This window comes from Pedobacter rhizosphaerae, from assembly GCF_900111155.1.
Lineage (GTDB): Bacteria > Bacteroidota > Bacteroidia > Sphingobacteriales > Sphingobacteriaceae > Pedobacter > Pedobacter rhizosphaerae.
The window spans coordinates 144,538-163,254 of the sequence record NZ_FOGG01000004.1 but is presented as its reverse complement, the minus strand read 5'-3'; the positions used below and the strand labels follow the sequence as shown (position 1 = coordinate 163,254).

Here is an 18,717-nt window from a genome sequence, read left to right as displayed (position 1 = left end):
TCCGCTTTAGTCTTTTCGCTCTGGTTTTTAGCTTAACGTCCCTACATTTATAATATCTGCAAATACACCTGCTGCGGTAACTTCTGCGCCTGCACCCGGACCTTTTACTACCAATGGTCTCGATTTATAGCGATCAGTAGTGAAAGAGATAATGTTGTCACTTCCTGATAGCATATAGAAAGGATGGCTATCGTCGACCATTTGCAGGCTGATTTCCACATTTCCATTCTCCAGTTTACCAATGTAGCGCAATACTTTTCCTTCGCTGGCCGCTTTGTTTTTTAATTCTTCGAAATAGCTGGCGTTGGCTTTTAACTCTTTGTAAAAGTCATCTACAGAAGCTGCTTTTAAGCAAGCTTCAGGAAGAATATTGTCGATTTTTACATTCTCAGCCTCTAAAGGATAACCGGCATCACGGGCCAGGATGAGCATTTTGCGCATAAAGTCTTTTCCGTTCAAATCATCGCGGGGGTCTGGTTCTGTATAGCCCAGTTCCTGTGCTTCCTTAACGGTTTCGTAAAAGCCTGCATCTCCTTTAAAGTTATTGAAGATGTAAGAGATGGTTCCAGATAAGATGGCTTCAATTCTGGCCACTTTATCACCGCTCATCATCAGTTCTTTTAGAGTACGGATAATTGGCAGTCCGGCACCTACGTTGGTTTCATAGTAGAAATCTACACCGAATGTACGGGCAGTATCTTTAAATGATCTGTATTGTGCATAATCGGCAGAGTTACCTTTTTTGTTACAGGTTACCACCGAAATGCTGCTTTCAAAAATACCCTGATAGAAAGATATCGGAGCCTCACTGGCTGTATTGTCTACAAAAACAGCATTTGGAAGGTTTAAAGCTTTCATCTTTTCTACGAAAGTAGCCAGATTTGCTTTCTCCCCATGATTGTTCAATTCATTTTCCCAATCTTCTAACGATAAACCCTCGGCATTAAGGATCATTTTACGGGTGTTACAGATACCTGTTACCTTAACCTGTAAGTCGTTATTTTCTGCCAGGAAAGGCATTTGTTCTTTTAATTGATTGAACAAAGTTTTGCCAATGTTTCCTGTACCCAAGCAGAAGATATTTAAAGTGCGCTTTAAATCGGTAAAGAAGGCATCATGAACGGCATTTACCGCTTTAGATAAATCATCTTTATTGATAATTACCGAGATATTGTATTCTGAAGAACCCTGTGCTATGGCTCTAACGTTTATACCGTTTCTTCCCAATGCACTGAATAAACGACCGCTCATACCGGGTGTACGCTTCATGTTTTCACCTACAATGGCTAGAACAGATAAATTGCTTTCTATTTCCGGCAATGCCAGTTTATTGGCATCTAGTTCCAGTTCGAACTCTTTTTTAATCAATGCGATTGCATGGGCCGCATCAGATGGTTTTACTGCAAAAGTGATGCTGTGCTCGGATGATGATTGTGTAATCAACACCACGTTGATCTGCTCACGAGATAAAAGAGAGAATAAACGGCCACTGAAACCAGCTTTACCTACCATGCCGCTACCGGTAAGGTTGATGATGCTGATATGATCAATAGAGGAGATTCCTTTTATAGGTAGGTTAGACGATTTAACATCGCTTTTGATATAAGTTCCTGCAAATTCTGGTTCGAAAGTGTTTTTAATCACAATCGGAATTTTTTTCATAAAAGCCGGAATCATGGTAGGAGGGTAGATCACCTTAGCACCAAAATAGCTCAACTCCATGGCTTCAGTATAGCTGAGTTCGGGAAGTGAAAAAGCTTTTTTAACGATCCTTGGATCGGCGGTCATCATTCCGTTTACATCTGTCCAGATTTCTATTTCAGAGGCTTCTAAGGCTGCACCCCAAACGGCCGCAGTATAGTCTGAGCCACCTCTGCCCAGCGTGGTTACTCTGCCGGCAGCATTGCTGGAAATAAATCCGGTTACAAATAAAACTTTATCCTTATTTGCGGCATAAAAATTTTTGATCAGCATTTCTGTTAATGCGGTGTCTACCTTGGCTTGTCCGAAATTACTGTCGGTTTTAATAAATTCAGATCCATTTACATACATAGCTTCTGCAAATTGTTGCGATGCAATGTGGCTGATCATGAAAGTTGAGCAACGCTCGCCATAACTTAGAATCTGATCTTTGGTTTGTAAGCTCAGCTCCTTTAAGTTGTGAACAGCTTGCAAAAGATCTTCCAGTTCGTTAAAAAAGATTTTTAAACGGGTAAATACCGGATTTTGAGCAGCTGCGGGTAAAAGCGTGCGGATAACCGCGAAATGCTTGTCCTCGATGTCTTTGAGGTGCTTGTCATAGTCCTCGCCACGCTCAGCTCTTTCGGCTGCATCAGTTAGGAGGTTAGTTACACCGCTCATTGCCGATAATACAACTACCGGCTTTTGTTGTAGATTTTCTTCGCCAACCAGGCGTAAAAGCGTTTTAATGTTCTCGGCCGAACCTACGGATGTGCCGCCGAATTTTAGTACTTTCATTGAGTTTGGGGTTTAAAAAAAAACGCCCCCGATTTTCGGGGGCGTTTTCTGTTGTTTTATGTTTTATCAATTTACAGCAAATTAGCCCCTCTGGTTTATACCGGTGGTTGTAATAATTGTTGTAATAATTGAAGTGTTAAAATTCATGTCGTTTATAGTGTACTTTGTACACCGTAAAATAGGAGATAATTTTTCTAAAATGCAAATAGTTTTTAAAATTTATTTCAAATTTTTTAATAAATCGTTTAAATAGCTATGATAGCCGCATTTTATTGCCTTTCCCGTTTGCTAAATTTGAAGAAATAGTGTTCTTTTTTATCGGATCTGTAATGGTTAAAGCGAGGCAATCGCTTTTTTTAATCCATTTTCATTCCAAAACTTTGTAGTTTGTTGAAAAACTGAGGGTTAATTAACTGAGTTTGTTATTTAATTGTTTCAGCTGTTCAAGCGAGTTATCATCAATTTTATAGGTAACTAAAAATGATGCTTATTTTATTTCAGCCCAATATAAATATCCACTTCTGAATGCAGACCGTTTTGTGATTTTGGGCCATAAACTTCGAAATCTGCTTCATAGGCTCTGTTTAATGTCTGGTCATTTTCCCAAATCTCTTTCCAGGTGGCTATTACTGCGCCCGGCATTTCTCCCTTAGCGGTATATTTAGTTAACTTGTTATTATTGATCTCCTTGCCCGTTAATCCATCTGGAATATCGGCTAATGTGCTTACTCTTTGTCCGATAATTGTAGTGTACCTCCCTGTAAAATCACTTTCATAATCGGTATAAACCGCATACACCTCTTCGCTTTCTTTATTGGGGATTTTATGGAAGATTTCTTCACTGTAAAATCGGCCCCAAAGCTGGCCTAAATCGATTGCCGCCTGATTGTTTTGGTTTGTGGTTTCGACAGAAATTCCAATTATTTTAAGGTTGTTCATAGTATTGATTTGCAGAACGAAGGTAGGGTTTTAAGGGGAATCCAATTTAATTGTTGAAGTAAAATTGTTTTATCAGGAGGGGAGTAGTAAGTGCTGTTTTAAACTTTGTGGTACTGATGTTACTGTCAGTCATCCTCATCGTATAACCGGAGTCCTTTTAGCATTATCCAGCTCCCCTCCTTTTTTCAAGGAGGGGTTGGGGGTGGTTAAGTTTTTAGAATTTTTACGGCAATTCCCACTCGAACTGATGTTTATTAACCACCCCTTTCCCCTCCTAAATTAGGAGGGGAGTAGGCAGTGCTGTTATAATGTTTGTAATGCTATGGTAGTCTAGCTCCATTTTCTCTACAACTGTATTTTTAGCATTATCCAGCTCCACTCCTTTTTTCAAGGAGGGGTTGGGGGTGGTTTGGTGTATAAATATGCTCCATTTTTAACCACCACCTTTTTCCATCTCTAATTCATACCTTTGTATTCTAAATATGCAGGGATTAGTTATTAAATCTACCGGAAGCTGGTATAACGTTTTGGCCGATAGTGGCGAACGCTACGACTGCCGCATGGTAGGTAAATTCAGGATTAAAGGAATAAAAACAACCAATCCGATTGCGGTTGGCGATAGGGTTAAGTTTGATTTGGAACGGGATGGTATTACAGGCATTATTAATGAACTGCTCCCACGCAAAAATTACATCATCCGTAAATCGATCAATCTAAGTAAGCAAGCACAGATTTTGGCCGCCAACTTAGACATGGCGATTTTAGTCGTTACCTTGGCATCTCCCAGAACATCTTTGGGCTTTATCGATCGTTTTTTAGTTACAGCCGAGGCTTATGATGTTCCAACGGTATTGGTATTTAATAAATTAGATTTGTTTAGTCCGCAGGGCCTGGAAATTCTCCAGGAGTTTAAAGATATCTATGAATCCATTGGCTATCCATGTTACGAGGTATCTGCTTTAAAAGGAACCAATATTCCTGTGGTTCAGGATTTAATTGCCAATAAAATAACTTTGATCTCTGGTCACTCCGGGGTAGGTAAATCCAGTTTAATTAATGCGCTTTTACCTGATCGCGATTTAAGAACAGGAGAGGTGTCTGAATGGAGTGATAAAGGGCAGCATACCACTACGTTTGCGGAGATGTTTGAATTACCACAGGGTGGTTTCATTGTTGATACACCCGGCATTAGAGAATTAGGAATTATCGATATTGAAAAAGAAGAACTTGGCCATTTCTTCCCTGAGATTTTTAAAACTTCGCACGATTGTCGCTTTAATAACTGCAGGCACGTAAATGAACCTGGATGTGCAGTAATGGAAGCCGTAAATGATGGAGATATTGCAATTTCCAGGTATGAAAGTTACTTGAGTATTTATCACGGAAACGATACAAGACACTAATAGCTAAGGCTGAAAGTATATTTTTAGAATTAATTTGGATAGGAGATAGGTTGTTATGAAATTTAAACTGGGTGATTTTGTTCGTTTTGTGGATGAAAAAAGAGAGGGCTATGTAACTAAGATTATTGATGCACAAACATTAGGGGTAACCGATAGCGATGGGTTTGAAATTCCTGTAGTAGTGGGTAACCTAACCTATGTTCATGGGCATGGAAATACCGTTACAGAAAAGGAAGAAGCGCCAAAGCCTATTGCAGTTAATGTGCCTTCGGTTAGTAAAATTGAAAATGGAATTTATGTGGCTGTAGCCAGTGATAATAAGGCAGGGAATGTAGTTCATTTTCATCTTCAAAATCAAACGCCTACAGTTTTGCTTATTTCTATTCATTCGTCCCGCAAGGATAAATATAGCAGTGTTTTTTATGGCGTGCTCGAATCGTTCAGTTCTACATTAATTTATTCGGCTTCATTGGCTGATCTGGATATCTGGCCTGAATTTAGCTTTCAAATACTGCTTCACCAAAAGGAAGATGTTAAACCTGTTAGCCCCTTAAACTTCATGAAGAAGTTTAGAGCAAAGGATTTTAGTACAGAACAAAGGGAACTACCTGCGTTAAAACAGAAAGGCTGGGTGATTAGATTGGATGAGCAAGCGCCTTTAATTGATGCACAGAAGCTGAAAGAAAGTTTTTTCAAAACTGCTGAAGAAAGAAAAACAGTGGCTGCTCCTGCAAGGGAAATTGATTTGCATATCGAAAAGCTTCGTGATGACTACCATTTCCTTGAACCTGATGAAATGCTAAATATTCAATTGGCCGTTTTTCAAAGCAGTATGGATGCCGCAATTGTTCATCATTTTGACAAGATTACTTTTATACACGGCTCGGGTAACGGGGTGTTAAGAAGTAAAATCCATAAAATGATTAGCCAAAATCCTCAGGTAAAAACTTATATGGATGCCCAAAAGGAGAAGTTTGGCTATGGGGCAACAGAAATTGTATTTAAGTAAGTTATTACTACTGGTATAAATAATTTCTCTCGGGGTTGATAAATAAGAGCGTTTAAAACCGTGCTGTTTCATGCCATAGCGCTGTTTATGGAGTCAATTCAAGTACCATTACCATAGCATTATCACCTAGGGCTTCGACACCAACTTTGTCTATATCCCAAAGTGCGAGACCATCTCTGGCCTGTATTTGTCTGCCTTCAATATTAAAAGAACCCTCTATTACGAAGGCGAAAAACTGGCTTTGCTTGCTGTGCAATTTGTAAATTGCTTCTTCTCTGCCTGCAAATTGTCCTGCGCTTAGCTTAAATGGTAATTTGTAACTGGCTATGATTTCGATCAGCTGGTTTTTATATTGTTCAAGATCAAACTGAAAAGGCTCCTTCTGTTTAAAAAAGAAGGCTTCGGTTTTGATGCCGATTTGTAAATAGTTAATGGTATCATTTGGGTAAGGATTGCTGATTTCTAAAACTTCGCCCTTTTCCATTAACAATACCTGGATTTGTCCGGTTTCAATAGCATACTCTTCGTTCTTGCCCACAATGTCCAATCCCCCGGTAACGGGTAAAAATACCTGAATAGAATCTTCTTTAGCCAGATAGAACGTTAATTTCCCACCAGCTATAAAGTCATCGTTGAAAAGGAATAAATCACCAAAAGGCTCCCGATCTTCATTGTGGTATTTTTCAAAGTTAAAAGTGCTTAAATGCTGTATGGCCGATGTTTCAGCTAATCCTCTTTGATCTGCAAGGTATATTTTTCCCGGGTTGGCTTCCATTATTAGTCAATGTTTTTGATAGAATAGATATTCACATAAGGTGAAATCGATTTTGAAAATTTCTTCTCTTCTCAGCTGCGAAATTAGCAATTGATTATCAATCGTGTCGTGCAAAATTTTGGTTTTGAAAAAAAATGATCTGTTTCTTATGTATAAATGCTATTTGTGTCCGAATTGGTTAACTCAAAACTTAAATTTTCTATGTAATACGAGTTTTGATTAAATTTTTTTCTTTCCCATGGTGTTATGTTTTTGCTTCATTAATATTAAAGTTGAGGAGCCTTCTTAAGGTAACGGATATGTGACGATGCAGGGCGTGTTTGTATCGCTAAACAGAGAAAAGATATATTAAATAGAAAATCAGGCAGATAAATATTGCCATTATCTCATTAATATCTATTCAATTAGAAAATATATCCTTAATTTTAGCCCCTTACAACTGCCAAACTGGCTTAGCTTATGCAATGGCTTGGTTGTTGTAACACACCAACTTTTTAATAATAAATACGATTTAAAATATAATGTTAGGATTTTTAGCGAAGGTTTTCGGAAGTAAATCAGAAAGAGATATAAAGAGTATACAGCCGCTGGTTGTTAAGATAAATGAAGAGTATGCCAAGCTCTCATCCATTAGTAATGATGAGTTACGGGCGAAAACCATTGAGTTTAAAGGTCGGATCTCCAGTTTTTTAACTGATATTGATGGTAAAATCGCAGCCCTTAAAGCAGATGCCGAAAAGGATGAGTTAGATCTTCACCAAAAAACAGCCTTATATGATGAGGTTGATGCTTTAGGTAAAGAGCGTGATAAGGAGTTAGAAAAAGTACTATTAGAAATTTTACCAGAAGCTTTTGCCGTTGTTAAAGAAACTTCCCGCCGTTTAAGTGAGAACGATTATTTAGAGGTAACTGCCACACAATTTGATAGAGATTACGCAGCCAGAAAAAACAATGTTAAAATTGTTGGCGATAAAGCACAATGGGCTAACCGTTGGGATGCTGCCGGAACTGAAGTGGTTTGGAACATGGTTCACTACGATGTACAGTTAATTGGTGGTATCGTTTTGCATAGTGGTAAAATTGCCGAGATGGCTACTGGTGAGGGTAAAACCTTAGTGAGTACTTTGCCATCCTATTTAAATGCCCTGGCTGGCCAAGGTGTTCACGTGGTAACGGTGAATGATTACCTTGCCCGTCGTGATAGTGAGTGGAACGGACCTTTATTTGAGTTCCATGGATTGACAGTAGATTGTATTGATAAGCACGAGCCTAATTCTGAAGAAAGAAGAAAAGCTTATGCTGCAGATATTACTTATGGAACCAACAATGAGTTTGGTTTTGATTACCTGCGTGACAATATGTCGCAAACACCTGACCAATTGGTTCAACGCAAGTTGCATTTTGCCATGGTGGATGAGGTCGATTCAGTTTTAATTGATGATGCCCGTACACCTTTGATTATTTCAGGTCCTATTCCTTTTGGAGATCAGCACGAATTTTATGAGCTAAAACCACGTATTGAACGTTTGGTTAATGCACAAAAAGCATATGTTTCGCAAGCCTTAAATGAAGCGAAAAAATTAATTAATGCAGGTAACACCGGAACTGAAGAGGGTGAGGGTGGATTAGCATTATTGCGTGCTTACCGTGGTTTGCCTAAGAACAAAGCTTTAATTAAGTTTTTGAGTGAGCAAGGCGTTCGTCAATTATTATTAAAGGTTGAAAACCACTACATGGCAGATCAATCTAAGAATATGCCTAAAGTTGATGCGGAGTTATTCTTCTATATTGATGAGAAAAACAACCAGGTAGAATTAACAGAGAAAGGTATCGAATTGATTACCCAATCGGGTGAAGATCCTCATTTCTTTGTGCTGCCTGATGTAGGTACCGAAGTAGCCGAATTAGAGAAATCTGATTTGCCAATGGATGAAAAAGTAGCCACTAAAGATGCTTTGATGCGTGATTACTCTGTTAAGGCAGAACGTATCCACTCGGTAAACCAATTATTAAAAGCTTATACTTTATTTGAAATTGATGTAGAATATATCATTGACGAAGGAAAGATTAAGATCGTAGATGAGCAGACAGGTCGTATTATGGATGGCCGTCGTTATTCTGATGGCTTGCACCAGGCGATTGAAGCTAAAGAAAATGTTAAGGTTGAAGATGCTACACAAACTTATGCTACGGTAACCTTGCAAAACTATTTCCGTATGTACCACAAGCTTTGTGGTATGACGGGTACTGCAACTACAGAGGCTGGTGAATTCTGGTCTATCTATAAATTAGATGTAGTAGAAATTCCAACCAACAGACAAATTTCAAGAAAGGATGAGCAGGATTACGTTTATCGTACTGTTCGCGAAAAATACAATGCCGTAGCTGATGAGATTGTGAAATTAACACAAGCTGGTCGTCCGGTATTAGTGGGTACAACCTCAGTTGAGATTTCAGAGTTATTAAGCCGTATGCTTAAATTACGGGGTATAAAGCATAACGTATTGAATGCTAAGATGCACCAGAAAGAGGCTGATATCGTAGCTGAAGCTGGTCAATCAGGTACCGTAACGATTGCAACCAACATGGCCGGTCGTGGTACCGACATTAAATTGGGTGCAGGTGTTAAAGAAGCCGGTGGTTTAGCCATTGTAGGTACCGAACGTCATGAGTCTCGTCGTGTAGATAGACAGTTGCGCGGTCGTGCCGGTCGTCAGGGTGATCCGGGTTCTTCTCAGTTCTTCGTTTCATTAGAAGATAACCTGATGCGTTTATTTGGTTCTGAGCGTATTGCCAGCATCATGGTTCGTATGGGTATCGAAGAAGGAGAGGTAATTCAGCATTCTATGATTACCAAATCTATTGAGCGTGCACAGAAAAAGGTAGAGGAAAATAACTTCGGTATCCGTAAGCGTTTGTTAGAGTACGATGACGTAATGAACTCTCAACGTACTGTAATCTATGCTAAACGTAAAAACGCCTTATTTGGTGAGCGTTTAGACGTAGATATGAACAATATGGTTTTCGATGTTGCGGAAGATATTGTAACAGAATACAAAGAGGAAGCTAACTTTGATGGCTTTAAATTGGAAGTAATTAAAAACTTCTCTCTTGATACTTCTATTACCGAAAAGGATTTCTCATCGGGTAACATTGCGCAATTAACAGAGCGTTTGTTTGATGAGGCAGAAGCTTTCTATGGTCGTAAATCAGAAGCCATTATTGGACAATCATTACCTGTTTTAACACAGGTTTACGAAGAGCGTGGTGCACATATCGAGCAAATTGTAGTTCCTTTTACCGATGGTATCCGTGGTATTCAGGTGGCTGTTGATTTGAAAAAGGCAATTGAAAATAAGGGTAGAGAAGTTGTTCGTGCTTTTGAGAAAACCATTGTTTTGGCCTTGATTGATGAGAGCTGGAAAGAGCACTTACGTGAGATGGATGAATTGAAACAATCTGTTCAGAACGCAGTTTATGAGCAAAAAGATCCATTGGTAATTTATAAAATGGAAGCATTTAACTTGTTTAAAAACATGTTGAATGCGGTAAATAAAGAAGTAGTGAGTTTCTTATATAAAGGTGGAATTCCTGTTCAGCAAGAGCCAGATCAGGTTAGAGAGGCTCCGGCTCCACAGAAACAACCGAAGTTACAAACTACTAAACAAGAGTTCGGAATGGAAGAACCGGGTATCGAATTTGGCGATACACGTGAAGCAGTTCCTCAACAACCTGTTCGTAAAGAAGTAACTGTTGGTCGTAACGAACCTTGCCCGTGTGGAAGTGGTAAAAAGTTTAAAAACTGCCATGGTGCAAATCTTTAGGTAGAAACTTTAACATAAATATAGGCTACATCATTGCGATGTAGCCTTTTTTTATTGGCTGGCGGTAACAATTAAATAAGGTGTTTCGCTTTTTCTCTGGTTGTAGCGTCTCATTCCTTTTTTTAGTACCTCCAATGCTATTAAGTTAAGCTTTTTGTCATTCTGAACGCAGTGAAGAATCCCCAAGCGATGAAGCAGTCATGTACATTTAGCACTGCCCTATTAACGATCTGTATGCTATCAAAACAGATTCTTCACTGCGTTCAGAATGACATGTAAAGGTCATAGCGAGACGCTAAAACGGGATATTGTGTTCATATCTCCCGCAGATTAAAGAGATTAAATGTTCAAGCTACTATTATCCTTATGGCTCACATGGTTCAAACTTTTACAACTTTAGAAATGTAAGCATAAATAAGTTTCAGTCTACCGGTTAGTATCCCTACCAGCCGGAATATTTTCTTTTAATTGTAGCCTCTCCAATGCGCAAGATAACGGGTCTTAGCGAGACGCAAACAATGCTATTAAGTTAAGCTTTTTGTCATTCTGAACGCAGTGAAGAATCCCCAAGCGATGAAGCAGTCATGTACATTTAGCACTGCCCTATTAACGATCAGTATGCTATCAAAACAGATTCTTCACTGCGTTCAGAATGACATGTAAAGGTCATAGCGAGACGCTAAAACGGGGTATTGTGTTCATATCTCCCGCGGATTAAAGAGATTAGATGATCAGGCTTCTGTTTTCTTATATGGCTTACATGGTTCAAATTTTTACCATTTAAGAAATGTAAGCATAAATAAGTTTCAATCTACCGGTTGGTATCCCTACCAGCCGTAATATTTTCTTAATTGTAGCCACTCCAATGCGCAAGATAACAGGTCTTAGCGAGACGCTAAGACCAGAGATAGATTAAATGTTCAAGCTACTATTATCCTTATGGCTCACATGGTTCAAACTTTTACAACTTTATAAATGTAAGAAATCCCAATAGGCGGTCGTATCGAATAACCCTGATCGATTACTGAGTCAAAGAAATATTTAAGCAACAATCCATTTGGATACACCATAAAGAATGCCGATTTTTGCCAAATATTTGGCATTCTTGTTGTTTAAGAATAGTCTAATCTAATAAGGCATGAAATACGTTTTTACTTTTATTGGCTGTTTACTTTTATCTGTAGCTGCGTTTGCGCAGAAGGGCGAAGTGATCGTAGTAAAAGATCCGTTAATTGATAGTCTGATTGCTAAAAGGGCAGAAGTTTACCGAAGTTCGGGAGAGGTTAAGCCTAATAAACCTATTATTTCCGCTTACGGTTACCGTGTCCAGATTTTTTACGGCTCAGATAGAAGAGAGGTTTTTAATCAACAATCACGCTTTAAAAGCAGTTATCCAAAATTAAATAGCTACATCACCTACAAAGAACCAAATTATTACGTTCGGGTAGGCGATTTCAGAACAAGGCTTGAAGCACAACGCCTGATAAGTGAGTTACGCCCAAGCTTCCCTACTTTATTTATCTTTAGGGAAAAGATTAATGCACCAACTTTAGAGACCAATCCTGATGATCAAAAATAAGATTCAAGAATTAGCAGCCAATATTTATAATGATGTGGTTGGCTTCCGTCATCACCTCCACGCCAATCCGGAGTTATCTTTTAAAGAATTCGAAACTTCTTTATTCGTTAAAGATAAGTTGACCAAATGGGGGATTGAATTTACTTCCTGCGCCAATACGGGTGTGGTAGGTTTAATAAAGGGAAACAAACCTTCAGATCAAATTATTGCATTGCGCGCCGATATGGATGCCCTGCCGATTCATGAAGCGAATGATAAACCTTATAAATCTAAAAATCATGGGGTAATGCATGCATGTGGGCATGATGTTCACACCTCATCACTTTTGGGAACGGCTTATATCTTAAATCAGTTAAAGGATGAGTTTGGCGGTACAATTAAGTTGATTTTCCAGCCGGCTGAGGAATTACTTCCCGGTGGAGCAAGTATCATGATTAAAGAAGGCGTGCTCGAAAATCCGAAACCGCAGGCTATAGTAGGTCAGCATGTAATGCCTATGATTGAAAGCGGTAAGGTCGGTTTCCGTTCTGGAGTTTACATGGCTTCTACCGATGAGCTTTATGTAACGGTTACGGGAAAGGGTGGCCATGGTGCACAGCCTCACCAAAATATCGATCCGGTAGTTATTGCTTCTCACATTATCATCGCCCTGCAACAAATCGTATCCCGCAATGCGGATCCACGTTTACCATCTGTTTTATCTTTTGGAAAGGTGATTGCCAATGGCGCAACCAATATTATCCCGAATGAGGTAAAAATTGAAGGAACATTCAGAACCCTGGATGAAGAGTGGCGTGCCGAAGCACACAAGCGCATGAAGAAAATGGCAGAGGGTATGGCAGAAAGCATGGGCGGAAGCTGTGATTTTGATATTCATAAAGGCTATCCATTTTTAATTAATGAAGAGAAGTTAACTGGAAATGCCAGACAATTTGCAGAAGATTTTCTGGGTAAAGACAAAATTGTTGATCTGGATATTTGGATGGCAGCAGAAGATTTTGCTTTCTATTCGCAAGTTACCGATGCCTGTTTTTATAGATTAGGTACGGGCAATGCCGAGAAAGATACCATGCATTCGGTACATACACCGAAATTTGATATAGATGAAGATGCTTTAAAGATATCCACAGGCCTTATGGCTTACATCGCAGTGAAACAGCTAGGAAACTAGATCGAAATATATTGTGAGCAGGAAGATCTACTGATATTGCTGCTCACCTCTTTCCATTTTAAACGGGCACCGTTTTTGTCAGTACATTAAGCATGAAGAAAATATTGCTGTTCTTATTTTTAACGTCATTCGTGTTTTTGGGATATAGTCAGGAAATTTCCCGTTTTAATCCCGATACACTCAAAACCATCACGCTTGATTCTGCTGTAAATATCAAGGCGGAGCGGTTGAATATAGAGACGTTTATCAATAAAATCATTAACGATACCTCTTTTTATCAATCTTTTCGCGATATGAAACGCTATAGTTTCATTGCAGAGAATCGCATTTATACTTATGATAAAAAGAATAAGGTTAATGGCCGCATCTATAGAAAAATACGCCATAACAATAGTGGCCCTTATAAATTGGAGTATTTAGTAAAACAGGATACGGGTAAGGTGTATAAGAAAAATGGTAAGTACCAACTTTATACCGTAGAGATGTTTGATTACATTTTTATGAATGCTTACAGTACCGATTTTGTTAAAAATGCGCCAATGGATGGTAAGAAGGGCGGTGGTACGAACGAAAGCTACAAGGATAAATTGAAGACATTGATTTTTAATCCTGGAAGGCCGGTAAAAGGTATCCCATTTATAGGCAGTAAAACTGAAATTTTTAGTGCCAATATGCGCCAGTATTACGATTATGGCTTTACCTCGGCTACTTACCTGGATTCTATTCCCGTTTATCGCTTTAGGGTTTCGGTAAAACCAGATTTAAGCAGCTGGACGAAAGACGGGATCATGATTAAGGAGTTGGTTACTATATTCGATAAACGTAATTTTAATATCCTGGGTAGATATGTAGACATGAAATACAGCAACATGCTGTTTGATTTTGATGTACAGATGAATATTGAAATGGGTTATTTTGGCGCAGATAAATTGCCCACGAAAATCACTTATCAGGGTAATTGGAATGTTCCATTTAAAAAGGAAGAACGTGCCAGTTTCTTAGTATTACACAAAGACTATCGTCTGGAAAAGCAGTAGTAGCTTTAAAATCGCTTAAAAGATTTGTTATATTTATGGTTCAACTATAGAACCATGAAAACAATATTTAAAACGAGCATTTTACTATTTACCTGTTTATTTTTTTTAACATCAATGACATTTAAACCTAAGCGGATCATCTTTTTTGGCGACTCTATTACGCAACAGGGGGTGTCTAAAAATGGATATGTCACATTAATCAAAAAGGCTTTAGATTCTACCAGGTATGACATTATCGGTGCTGGTATTGGTGGAAATAAAGTTTATGATCTGTATCTCCGTTTAGAAGACGATGTACTAAATAAGAAGCCTGATTTGGTTGTGATTTATGTGGGTATTAATGACGTTTGGCACAAACAAACCTCGCACACAGGAACTGACTACGATAAATATTTTAAGTTTTACCAGGCACTGATTAATAAAATTCAGGGTGCTGGCAGTAAGGTTGTAGTTTGCACACCATCAGTTGTTGGCGAGAAAAAGGATGGTACAAATGAGTTGGATGCAGATTTAAATAAATATGCACAGGGTATTCGGAATCTGGCAACCAAAAACAACCTTCCACTTTGTGATTTGAGAAAGGTTTTTGCTGAATATGAAGCCCAAAATAATACAGAAGGCAAAGAAAAAGGTGTATTAACAACAGATAGGGTACACTTGAATGAACAAGGCAATAAATTGGTAGCCGATCAGTTATTGCCTTTAGTGAAGTAATTTTTGTTGGGTTCTGAGGTTCAGGCCTTGATAAAACAAAAAAATAAAAGCAAGAGGTATTCTCGCCCTGCCTTGAGCAATGGCGAACTTTAAAGATATATGATAAATCGGGAAACGATAGATAAGATAATGGAAACCGCTCGGATAGAGGAAGTGGTGGGAGATTTTGTGCATCTGAAAAAACGGGGAACCAGCTTAATCGGTAATTGCCCTTTTCATGGTGAGAAAACCCCATCTTTTCACGTATCGGTAACCAAGGGGATTTATAAATGTTTTGGCTGCGGTAAGGGGGGTGATTCGGTACGCTTTATCATGGATCACGAGAAGTACTCCTATCCGGAAGCACTTAAGTTTTTAGCCAATAAGTATAATATTGAAGTAGAGGAGGCAGAGCTTAGTCCTCAGGATGCCGAAGCACAAAATGCCAAGGAGAGTTTATACATTGTTTCTCAATTTGCCTCAGCTTTCTTTGTTAAACAGCTATGGGAAACAGATGAAGGCCGGGGAATTGGCTTAAGCTATTTCAAGGAGCGCGGATTTAGAGAAGATATCCTGAAGAAATTTGAGGTAGGTTATTCACCAGATGTATGGGAGGCTTTAACTTCCAGTGCTACAAATGCTGGCCATAAGCTGGAGTTTTTAGAGCAAACGGGTTTATCTATTAAAAACGATAAGGGTAAAATATATGACCGCTTCCGTGGACGGGTGATGTTCCCCATTCATAATTTTACAGGAAGAGTTATCGGTTTTGGGGGTAGAACCTTAAAAACAGATAAAAATGTTCCTAAGTATGTTAACTCTCCTGAAAGCGATATTTATCACAAGTCGAATGTGCTTTACGGGCTTTTTCATGCCAAGAAAGCCATCAGAGATTTAGATAACTGTTATTTAGCTGAGGGTTATGCTGATGTACTTTCTGTGCACCAGGCAGGAGTAGAAAATGTGGTAGCCTCTTCGGGAACTTCATTAACTACCGAGCAAATTAAGCTGATTGGCCGTTTTACCCAAAACGTAACCATTCTTTTTGATGGTGATGCGGCGGGTATTAAAGCCTCACTACGTGGTTTGGATATGATTTTAGAGGAAGGTTTGAACGTGAAAATTGTTTCCTTCCCCGATGGTCATGACCCCGATTCTTACATGCATCATGTTGGTGCGGGCGCATTTAAAATTTACATTGAAAATAATAGAAAGGATTTTATCCTCTACAAAGCCAATGTATTGCTTAAAGAGGCAGGCAACGATCCGATTAAACGAGCAGGAATTATCCGTGACATTGTAGAAAGTATTGCGAAAATTCCTGATCCAATTAAGGCTTCAGTATTCATCAGAGAATGTAGCAGCCTTTTAGAAATAGAAGAGAGAATTTTAATGACCGAACTGAACAAAATGCGTTCGGCGAAAAGCAAAAAAACTTTCGAAAGTAATAACCGGTCGGGTGGTAGCAGTAATTCCTCTTTCAGTGGCAACCCCGCCTTTAGTGGTGGCCCGCCCGAGCCGCTTGGCCCACCAGATGATTTATGGGACGATTCTGCCGGCCCTACCGGGTATGGTGAGCCTGTAGTTAAGCAAGATGAGGTTCAGGAAAAAGAGATTGTACGTCTTCTACTGGCTTACGGCCATGAACTGGTTAACTGGGATAAGATAGACGACATGTACATTGGTTCATTTGTCATGCAGAATCTTGCCGATGTGGAGTTCGAAGATCCCATCTGTAAGCAAATTATCGATTATTATAAACAGGAAATTGATAACGGACGATTGCCAACAGCCAACTATTTTATTGCCAATCAAGATCGTGAAATAGCCGATTTAGCCATTACCCTTTCTACTTCTCCTTATGCCCTAAGTGAAAATTGGTTAAATAAGCACTTAATTTATGTTAAGGATGAAACAATGAATCTTAAGGCAACTATTTTAGGTGGGATATTCCATTTGAAGAAGAAAAAGGTAGATAAGATTTTGATGAATTTATTAAAGGAGATTAAGGAGGAGAAGGATGGCGATAACCAAATGATTTTGATGCAACGTTACGGGGTGATTAAAGGAGTTGAGCGCGAGATTTCCAAATTTTTAGGTTCTGTGATTGTAAAGTAATATAAACTAACTCAGGATGGTATAAAAGATCATGGCAAGACATAACGATTTAGGTAGAAATGGAGAAAGCATTGCCAAACAACATCTTGAAGCCGCAGGATTTGAGATATTAGATGAAAATTGGACTCATGGGAAGGCCGAAATCGATCTGATTGCTTATAAAGATAAGTTGATGGTATTTGTTGAGGTAAAAACCCGCAGTTCTGTCGCCTTTGGTCGGCCAGAGGAATTTGTACAGATGGCTAAACAAAAACAATTAGAAATGGCCTCACTCGCTTACATTGAGTTAATGAATCATCAACATGAAATAAGATTCGATATTATTGCTATAACATTTACAAAAGATAATCATTACACATTAAACCATATTGAAGATGCTTTTTGGCCACAAGATTAATTCCATTCAAAAATTATTTATTCTATCTGCTGTTTTATCCTTGGCAAGTGCCTGTCGTTCGGATAGTCCATCAACGTACAGAAGTTTTATTTCGCCCATGATTGGGCTGAATGTATCATCCGGGAAGGATTTTGAGGTGAAAGTTCTTTTTGGTAAGGAAAAGAAGGTAGACTCAGTGGTTTACCTATTGGATACTGTTCCTGTAATTTCCAAAACCGATACAACTGCCGTTAGATTCAAAACAGCAGGTCTAAAATTAGGAAATCACCTGCTTACGGCTAAAATATATGGAGAAGGACAATCGGAAGATTTAACTTCCAATATCAATATTCTATCTGCTACTGCTCCGGAAGAATATACCTACAAAGTGATTAAAACCTTGCCTCACGATACTTCTTCGTATGTAGAGGGGTTAGAATATCATGATGGTTTTTTCTATGAATGTGCCGGTGATTATGGCCATTCTAGTCTGCGCAAGGTAAATCCGTCAACCGGAAAAATTTTACAGCAAACCAATTTAGATAAGCAATATTTTGGCGAGGGAATTACCGTGATCGGAGATAAGATTATTCAGCTCACTTACCGGGAAAAAATTGGTTTTGTTTACGATAAAGCTACCTTAAAGAAATTAAGCGAATTCCCCTATACAACGGGAAGAGAGGGCTGGGGATTGGCTTTTGACGGACAAAAGGTTTTAAATACCGATGGATCAAATACGATCTTCTTTTTAGATAAGAACAATTATAACAAAATTGGGTCAATTGATGTTTTTGACAATAAAAGCCAGATTGATAACTTAAATGAATTAGAAGTAATTGATGGGAAGATTTATGCCAATGTTTACACCACTAATTATATTTTGATTATAAACCCCGAAACGGGTGCAGTAGAGGGGAGGGCTGATTTATCGGGTTTGTTGCCTAACGGATATTTCAAAACCGAAGATGCGATTGCCAATAATGTACTTAATGGTATTGCCTATGACAAAACAGGCAAAAGATTATTTGTAACAGGCAAAAAATGGCCTCATATTTTTGAGATTAAACTGGTTAAGAAGTAGGAAACAGGGAATAGAAAATAGAGGATGGAAAATAAATAAAACGCCCAGGAGTTTATCATTTCCTGGGCGTTTTAGTTGCTGAAAAGTTGGAGTGTGTACTGTCAGTAAGCAGCGTTTCGACAGGCTCAACCTGACAATTTCTCTACTGGTTGGTGTCCCCACCTACCAGTCCTCCTACTATCATTTACAAACTTCTCCATTTCGGCTGGTGGGCACCAGGAACCTTAGGTTCGC

The 18,717-nt window shown here is 38.8% G+C and carries 13 protein-coding genes; 10 read left to right on the top strand and 3 right to left on the bottom strand.

Annotated elements, in window-relative coordinates:
* Positions 1-27: 27 nt before the first annotated feature.
* Positions 28-2,478, bottom strand: coding sequence for a bifunctional aspartate kinase/homoserine dehydrogenase I (gene thrA, locus BMX11_RS04605; RefSeq protein WP_090881920.1), 2,451 nt, complete (start codon positions 2,476-2,478; stop codon positions 28-30).
* 492 nt (positions 2,479-2,970) lie between these two features.
* Positions 2,971-3,417: a GyrI-like domain-containing protein gene (locus BMX11_RS04600; protein ID WP_090881918.1), complete on the bottom strand. Its 447-nt coding sequence runs from the start codon at positions 3,415-3,417 to the stop codon at positions 2,971-2,973.
* Positions 3,418-3,899: 482 nt separating this feature from the next.
* Here BMX11_RS04600 and rsgA point away from each other — a divergent pair, with 482 nt between their 5' ends.
* Together rsgA and BMX11_RS04590 are read left to right on the top strand one after the other, a co-directional pair.
* On the top strand, positions 3,900-4,820 hold the full coding sequence (gene rsgA / locus BMX11_RS04595) for a ribosome small subunit-dependent GTPase A (protein WP_090881916.1): 921 nt from the start codon (positions 3,900-3,902) through the stop codon (positions 4,818-4,820).
* A gap of 55 nt (positions 4,821-4,875) precedes the next feature.
* Complete coding sequence (locus BMX11_RS04590) at positions 4,876-5,829, top strand: Smr/MutS family protein (protein WP_090881914.1); 954 nt, start codon at positions 4,876-4,878, stop codon at positions 5,827-5,829.
* 85 nt (positions 5,830-5,914) lie between these two features.
* Here BMX11_RS04590 and BMX11_RS04585 read toward each other — a convergent pair whose 3' ends face one another.
* The gene (locus BMX11_RS04585; protein ID WP_090881912.1) at positions 5,915-6,604 is read right to left on the bottom strand and encodes a pirin family protein; all 690 of its coding nucleotides are present in this window, start codon (positions 6,602-6,604) and stop codon (positions 5,915-5,917) included.
* Positions 6,605-7,125: 521 nt separating this feature from the next.
* Here BMX11_RS04585 and secA point away from each other — a divergent pair.
* From secA to BMX11_RS04545, 8 genes are all read left to right on the top strand, one after another.
* Positions 7,126-10,428, top strand: a complete 3,303-nt coding sequence (gene secA, locus BMX11_RS04580; protein WP_090881910.1) for a preprotein translocase subunit SecA — start codon at positions 7,126-7,128, stop codon at positions 10,426-10,428.
* Positions 10,429-11,566: 1,138 nt separating this feature from the next.
* Positions 11,567-12,007 carry an SPOR domain-containing protein gene (locus BMX11_RS04575; RefSeq protein WP_090881908.1) on the top strand — a complete coding sequence of 147 codons (441 nt, stop codon included), beginning with the start codon at positions 11,567-11,569 and terminating at the stop codon, positions 12,005-12,007.
* Positions 11,994-13,178: a M20 metallopeptidase family protein gene (locus BMX11_RS04570; RefSeq protein ID WP_090881905.1), complete on the top strand. Its 1,185-nt coding sequence runs from the start codon at positions 11,994-11,996 to the stop codon at positions 13,176-13,178. The genes BMX11_RS04575 and BMX11_RS04570 overlap by 14 nt, the downstream gene beginning before the upstream one ends.
* 92 nt (positions 13,179-13,270) lie before the next feature.
* Positions 13,271-14,215, top strand: coding sequence for a hypothetical protein (locus BMX11_RS04565; protein WP_090881903.1), 945 nt, complete (start codon positions 13,271-13,273; stop codon positions 14,213-14,215).
* Between the two features lie 114 nt (positions 14,216-14,329).
* Positions 14,330-14,929 (top strand): SGNH/GDSL hydrolase family protein, encoded by a 600-nt coding sequence (locus BMX11_RS04560; RefSeq protein ID WP_245738580.1) that lies wholly within the window; start codon positions 14,330-14,332, stop codon positions 14,927-14,929.
* 99 nt (positions 14,930-15,028) lie between these two features.
* On the top strand, positions 15,029-17,026 hold the full coding sequence (gene dnaG, locus BMX11_RS04555) for a DNA primase (RefSeq protein ID WP_090881899.1): 1,998 nt from the start codon (positions 15,029-15,031) through the stop codon (positions 17,024-17,026).
* A 31-nt stretch (positions 17,027-17,057) separates the two neighbouring features.
* Positions 17,058-17,423 (top strand): YraN family protein, encoded by a 366-nt coding sequence (locus BMX11_RS04550; protein WP_090881897.1) that lies wholly within the window; start codon positions 17,058-17,060, stop codon positions 17,421-17,423.
* Entirely contained in the window at positions 17,401-18,483 is a 1,083-nt protein-coding gene (locus tag BMX11_RS04545) for a glutaminyl-peptide cyclotransferase (RefSeq protein WP_090881895.1), read from the top strand. The genes BMX11_RS04550 and BMX11_RS04545 overlap by 23 nt, the downstream gene beginning before the upstream one ends.
* Positions 18,484-18,717 lie beyond the last annotated feature (234 nt).

Excerpts from the sequence above, each read along its gene's own strand:
- thrA (WP_090881920.1), bottom strand. The coding sequence starts at position 2,478 with ATGAAAGTACTAAAATTCGGCGGCACATCCGTAGGTTCGGCCGAGAAC.
- BMX11_RS04600 (WP_090881918.1), bottom strand. The coding sequence starts at position 3,417 with ATGAACAACCTTAAAATAATTGGAATTTCTGTCGAAACCACAAACCAA.
- rsgA (WP_090881916.1), top strand. The coding sequence starts at position 3,900 with ATGCAGGGATTAGTTATTAAATCTACCGGAAGCTGGTATAACGTTTTG.
- BMX11_RS04590 (WP_090881914.1), top strand. The coding sequence starts at position 4,876 with ATGAAATTTAAACTGGGTGATTTTGTTCGTTTTGTGGATGAAAAAAGA.
- BMX11_RS04585 (WP_090881912.1), bottom strand. The coding sequence starts at position 6,604 with ATGGAAGCCAACCCGGGAAAAATATACCTTGCAGATCAAAGAGGATTA.
- secA (WP_090881910.1), top strand. The coding sequence starts at position 7,126 with ATGTTAGGATTTTTAGCGAAGGTTTTCGGAAGTAAATCAGAAAGAGAT.
- BMX11_RS04575 (WP_090881908.1), top strand. The coding sequence starts at position 11,567 with ATGAAATACGTTTTTACTTTTATTGGCTGTTTACTTTTATCTGTAGCT.
- BMX11_RS04570 (WP_090881905.1), top strand. The coding sequence starts at position 11,994 with ATGATCAAAAATAAGATTCAAGAATTAGCAGCCAATATTTATAATGAT.
- BMX11_RS04565 (WP_090881903.1), top strand. The coding sequence starts at position 13,271 with ATGAAGAAAATATTGCTGTTCTTATTTTTAACGTCATTCGTGTTTTTG.
- BMX11_RS04560 (WP_245738580.1), top strand. The coding sequence starts at position 14,330 with ATGACATTTAAACCTAAGCGGATCATCTTTTTTGGCGACTCTATTACG.
- dnaG (WP_090881899.1), top strand. The coding sequence starts at position 15,029 with ATGATAAATCGGGAAACGATAGATAAGATAATGGAAACCGCTCGGATA.
- BMX11_RS04550 (WP_090881897.1), top strand. The coding sequence starts at position 17,058 with ATGGCAAGACATAACGATTTAGGTAGAAATGGAGAAAGCATTGCCAAA.
- BMX11_RS04545 (WP_090881895.1), top strand. The coding sequence starts at position 17,401 with ATGCTTTTTGGCCACAAGATTAATTCCATTCAAAAATTATTTATTCTA.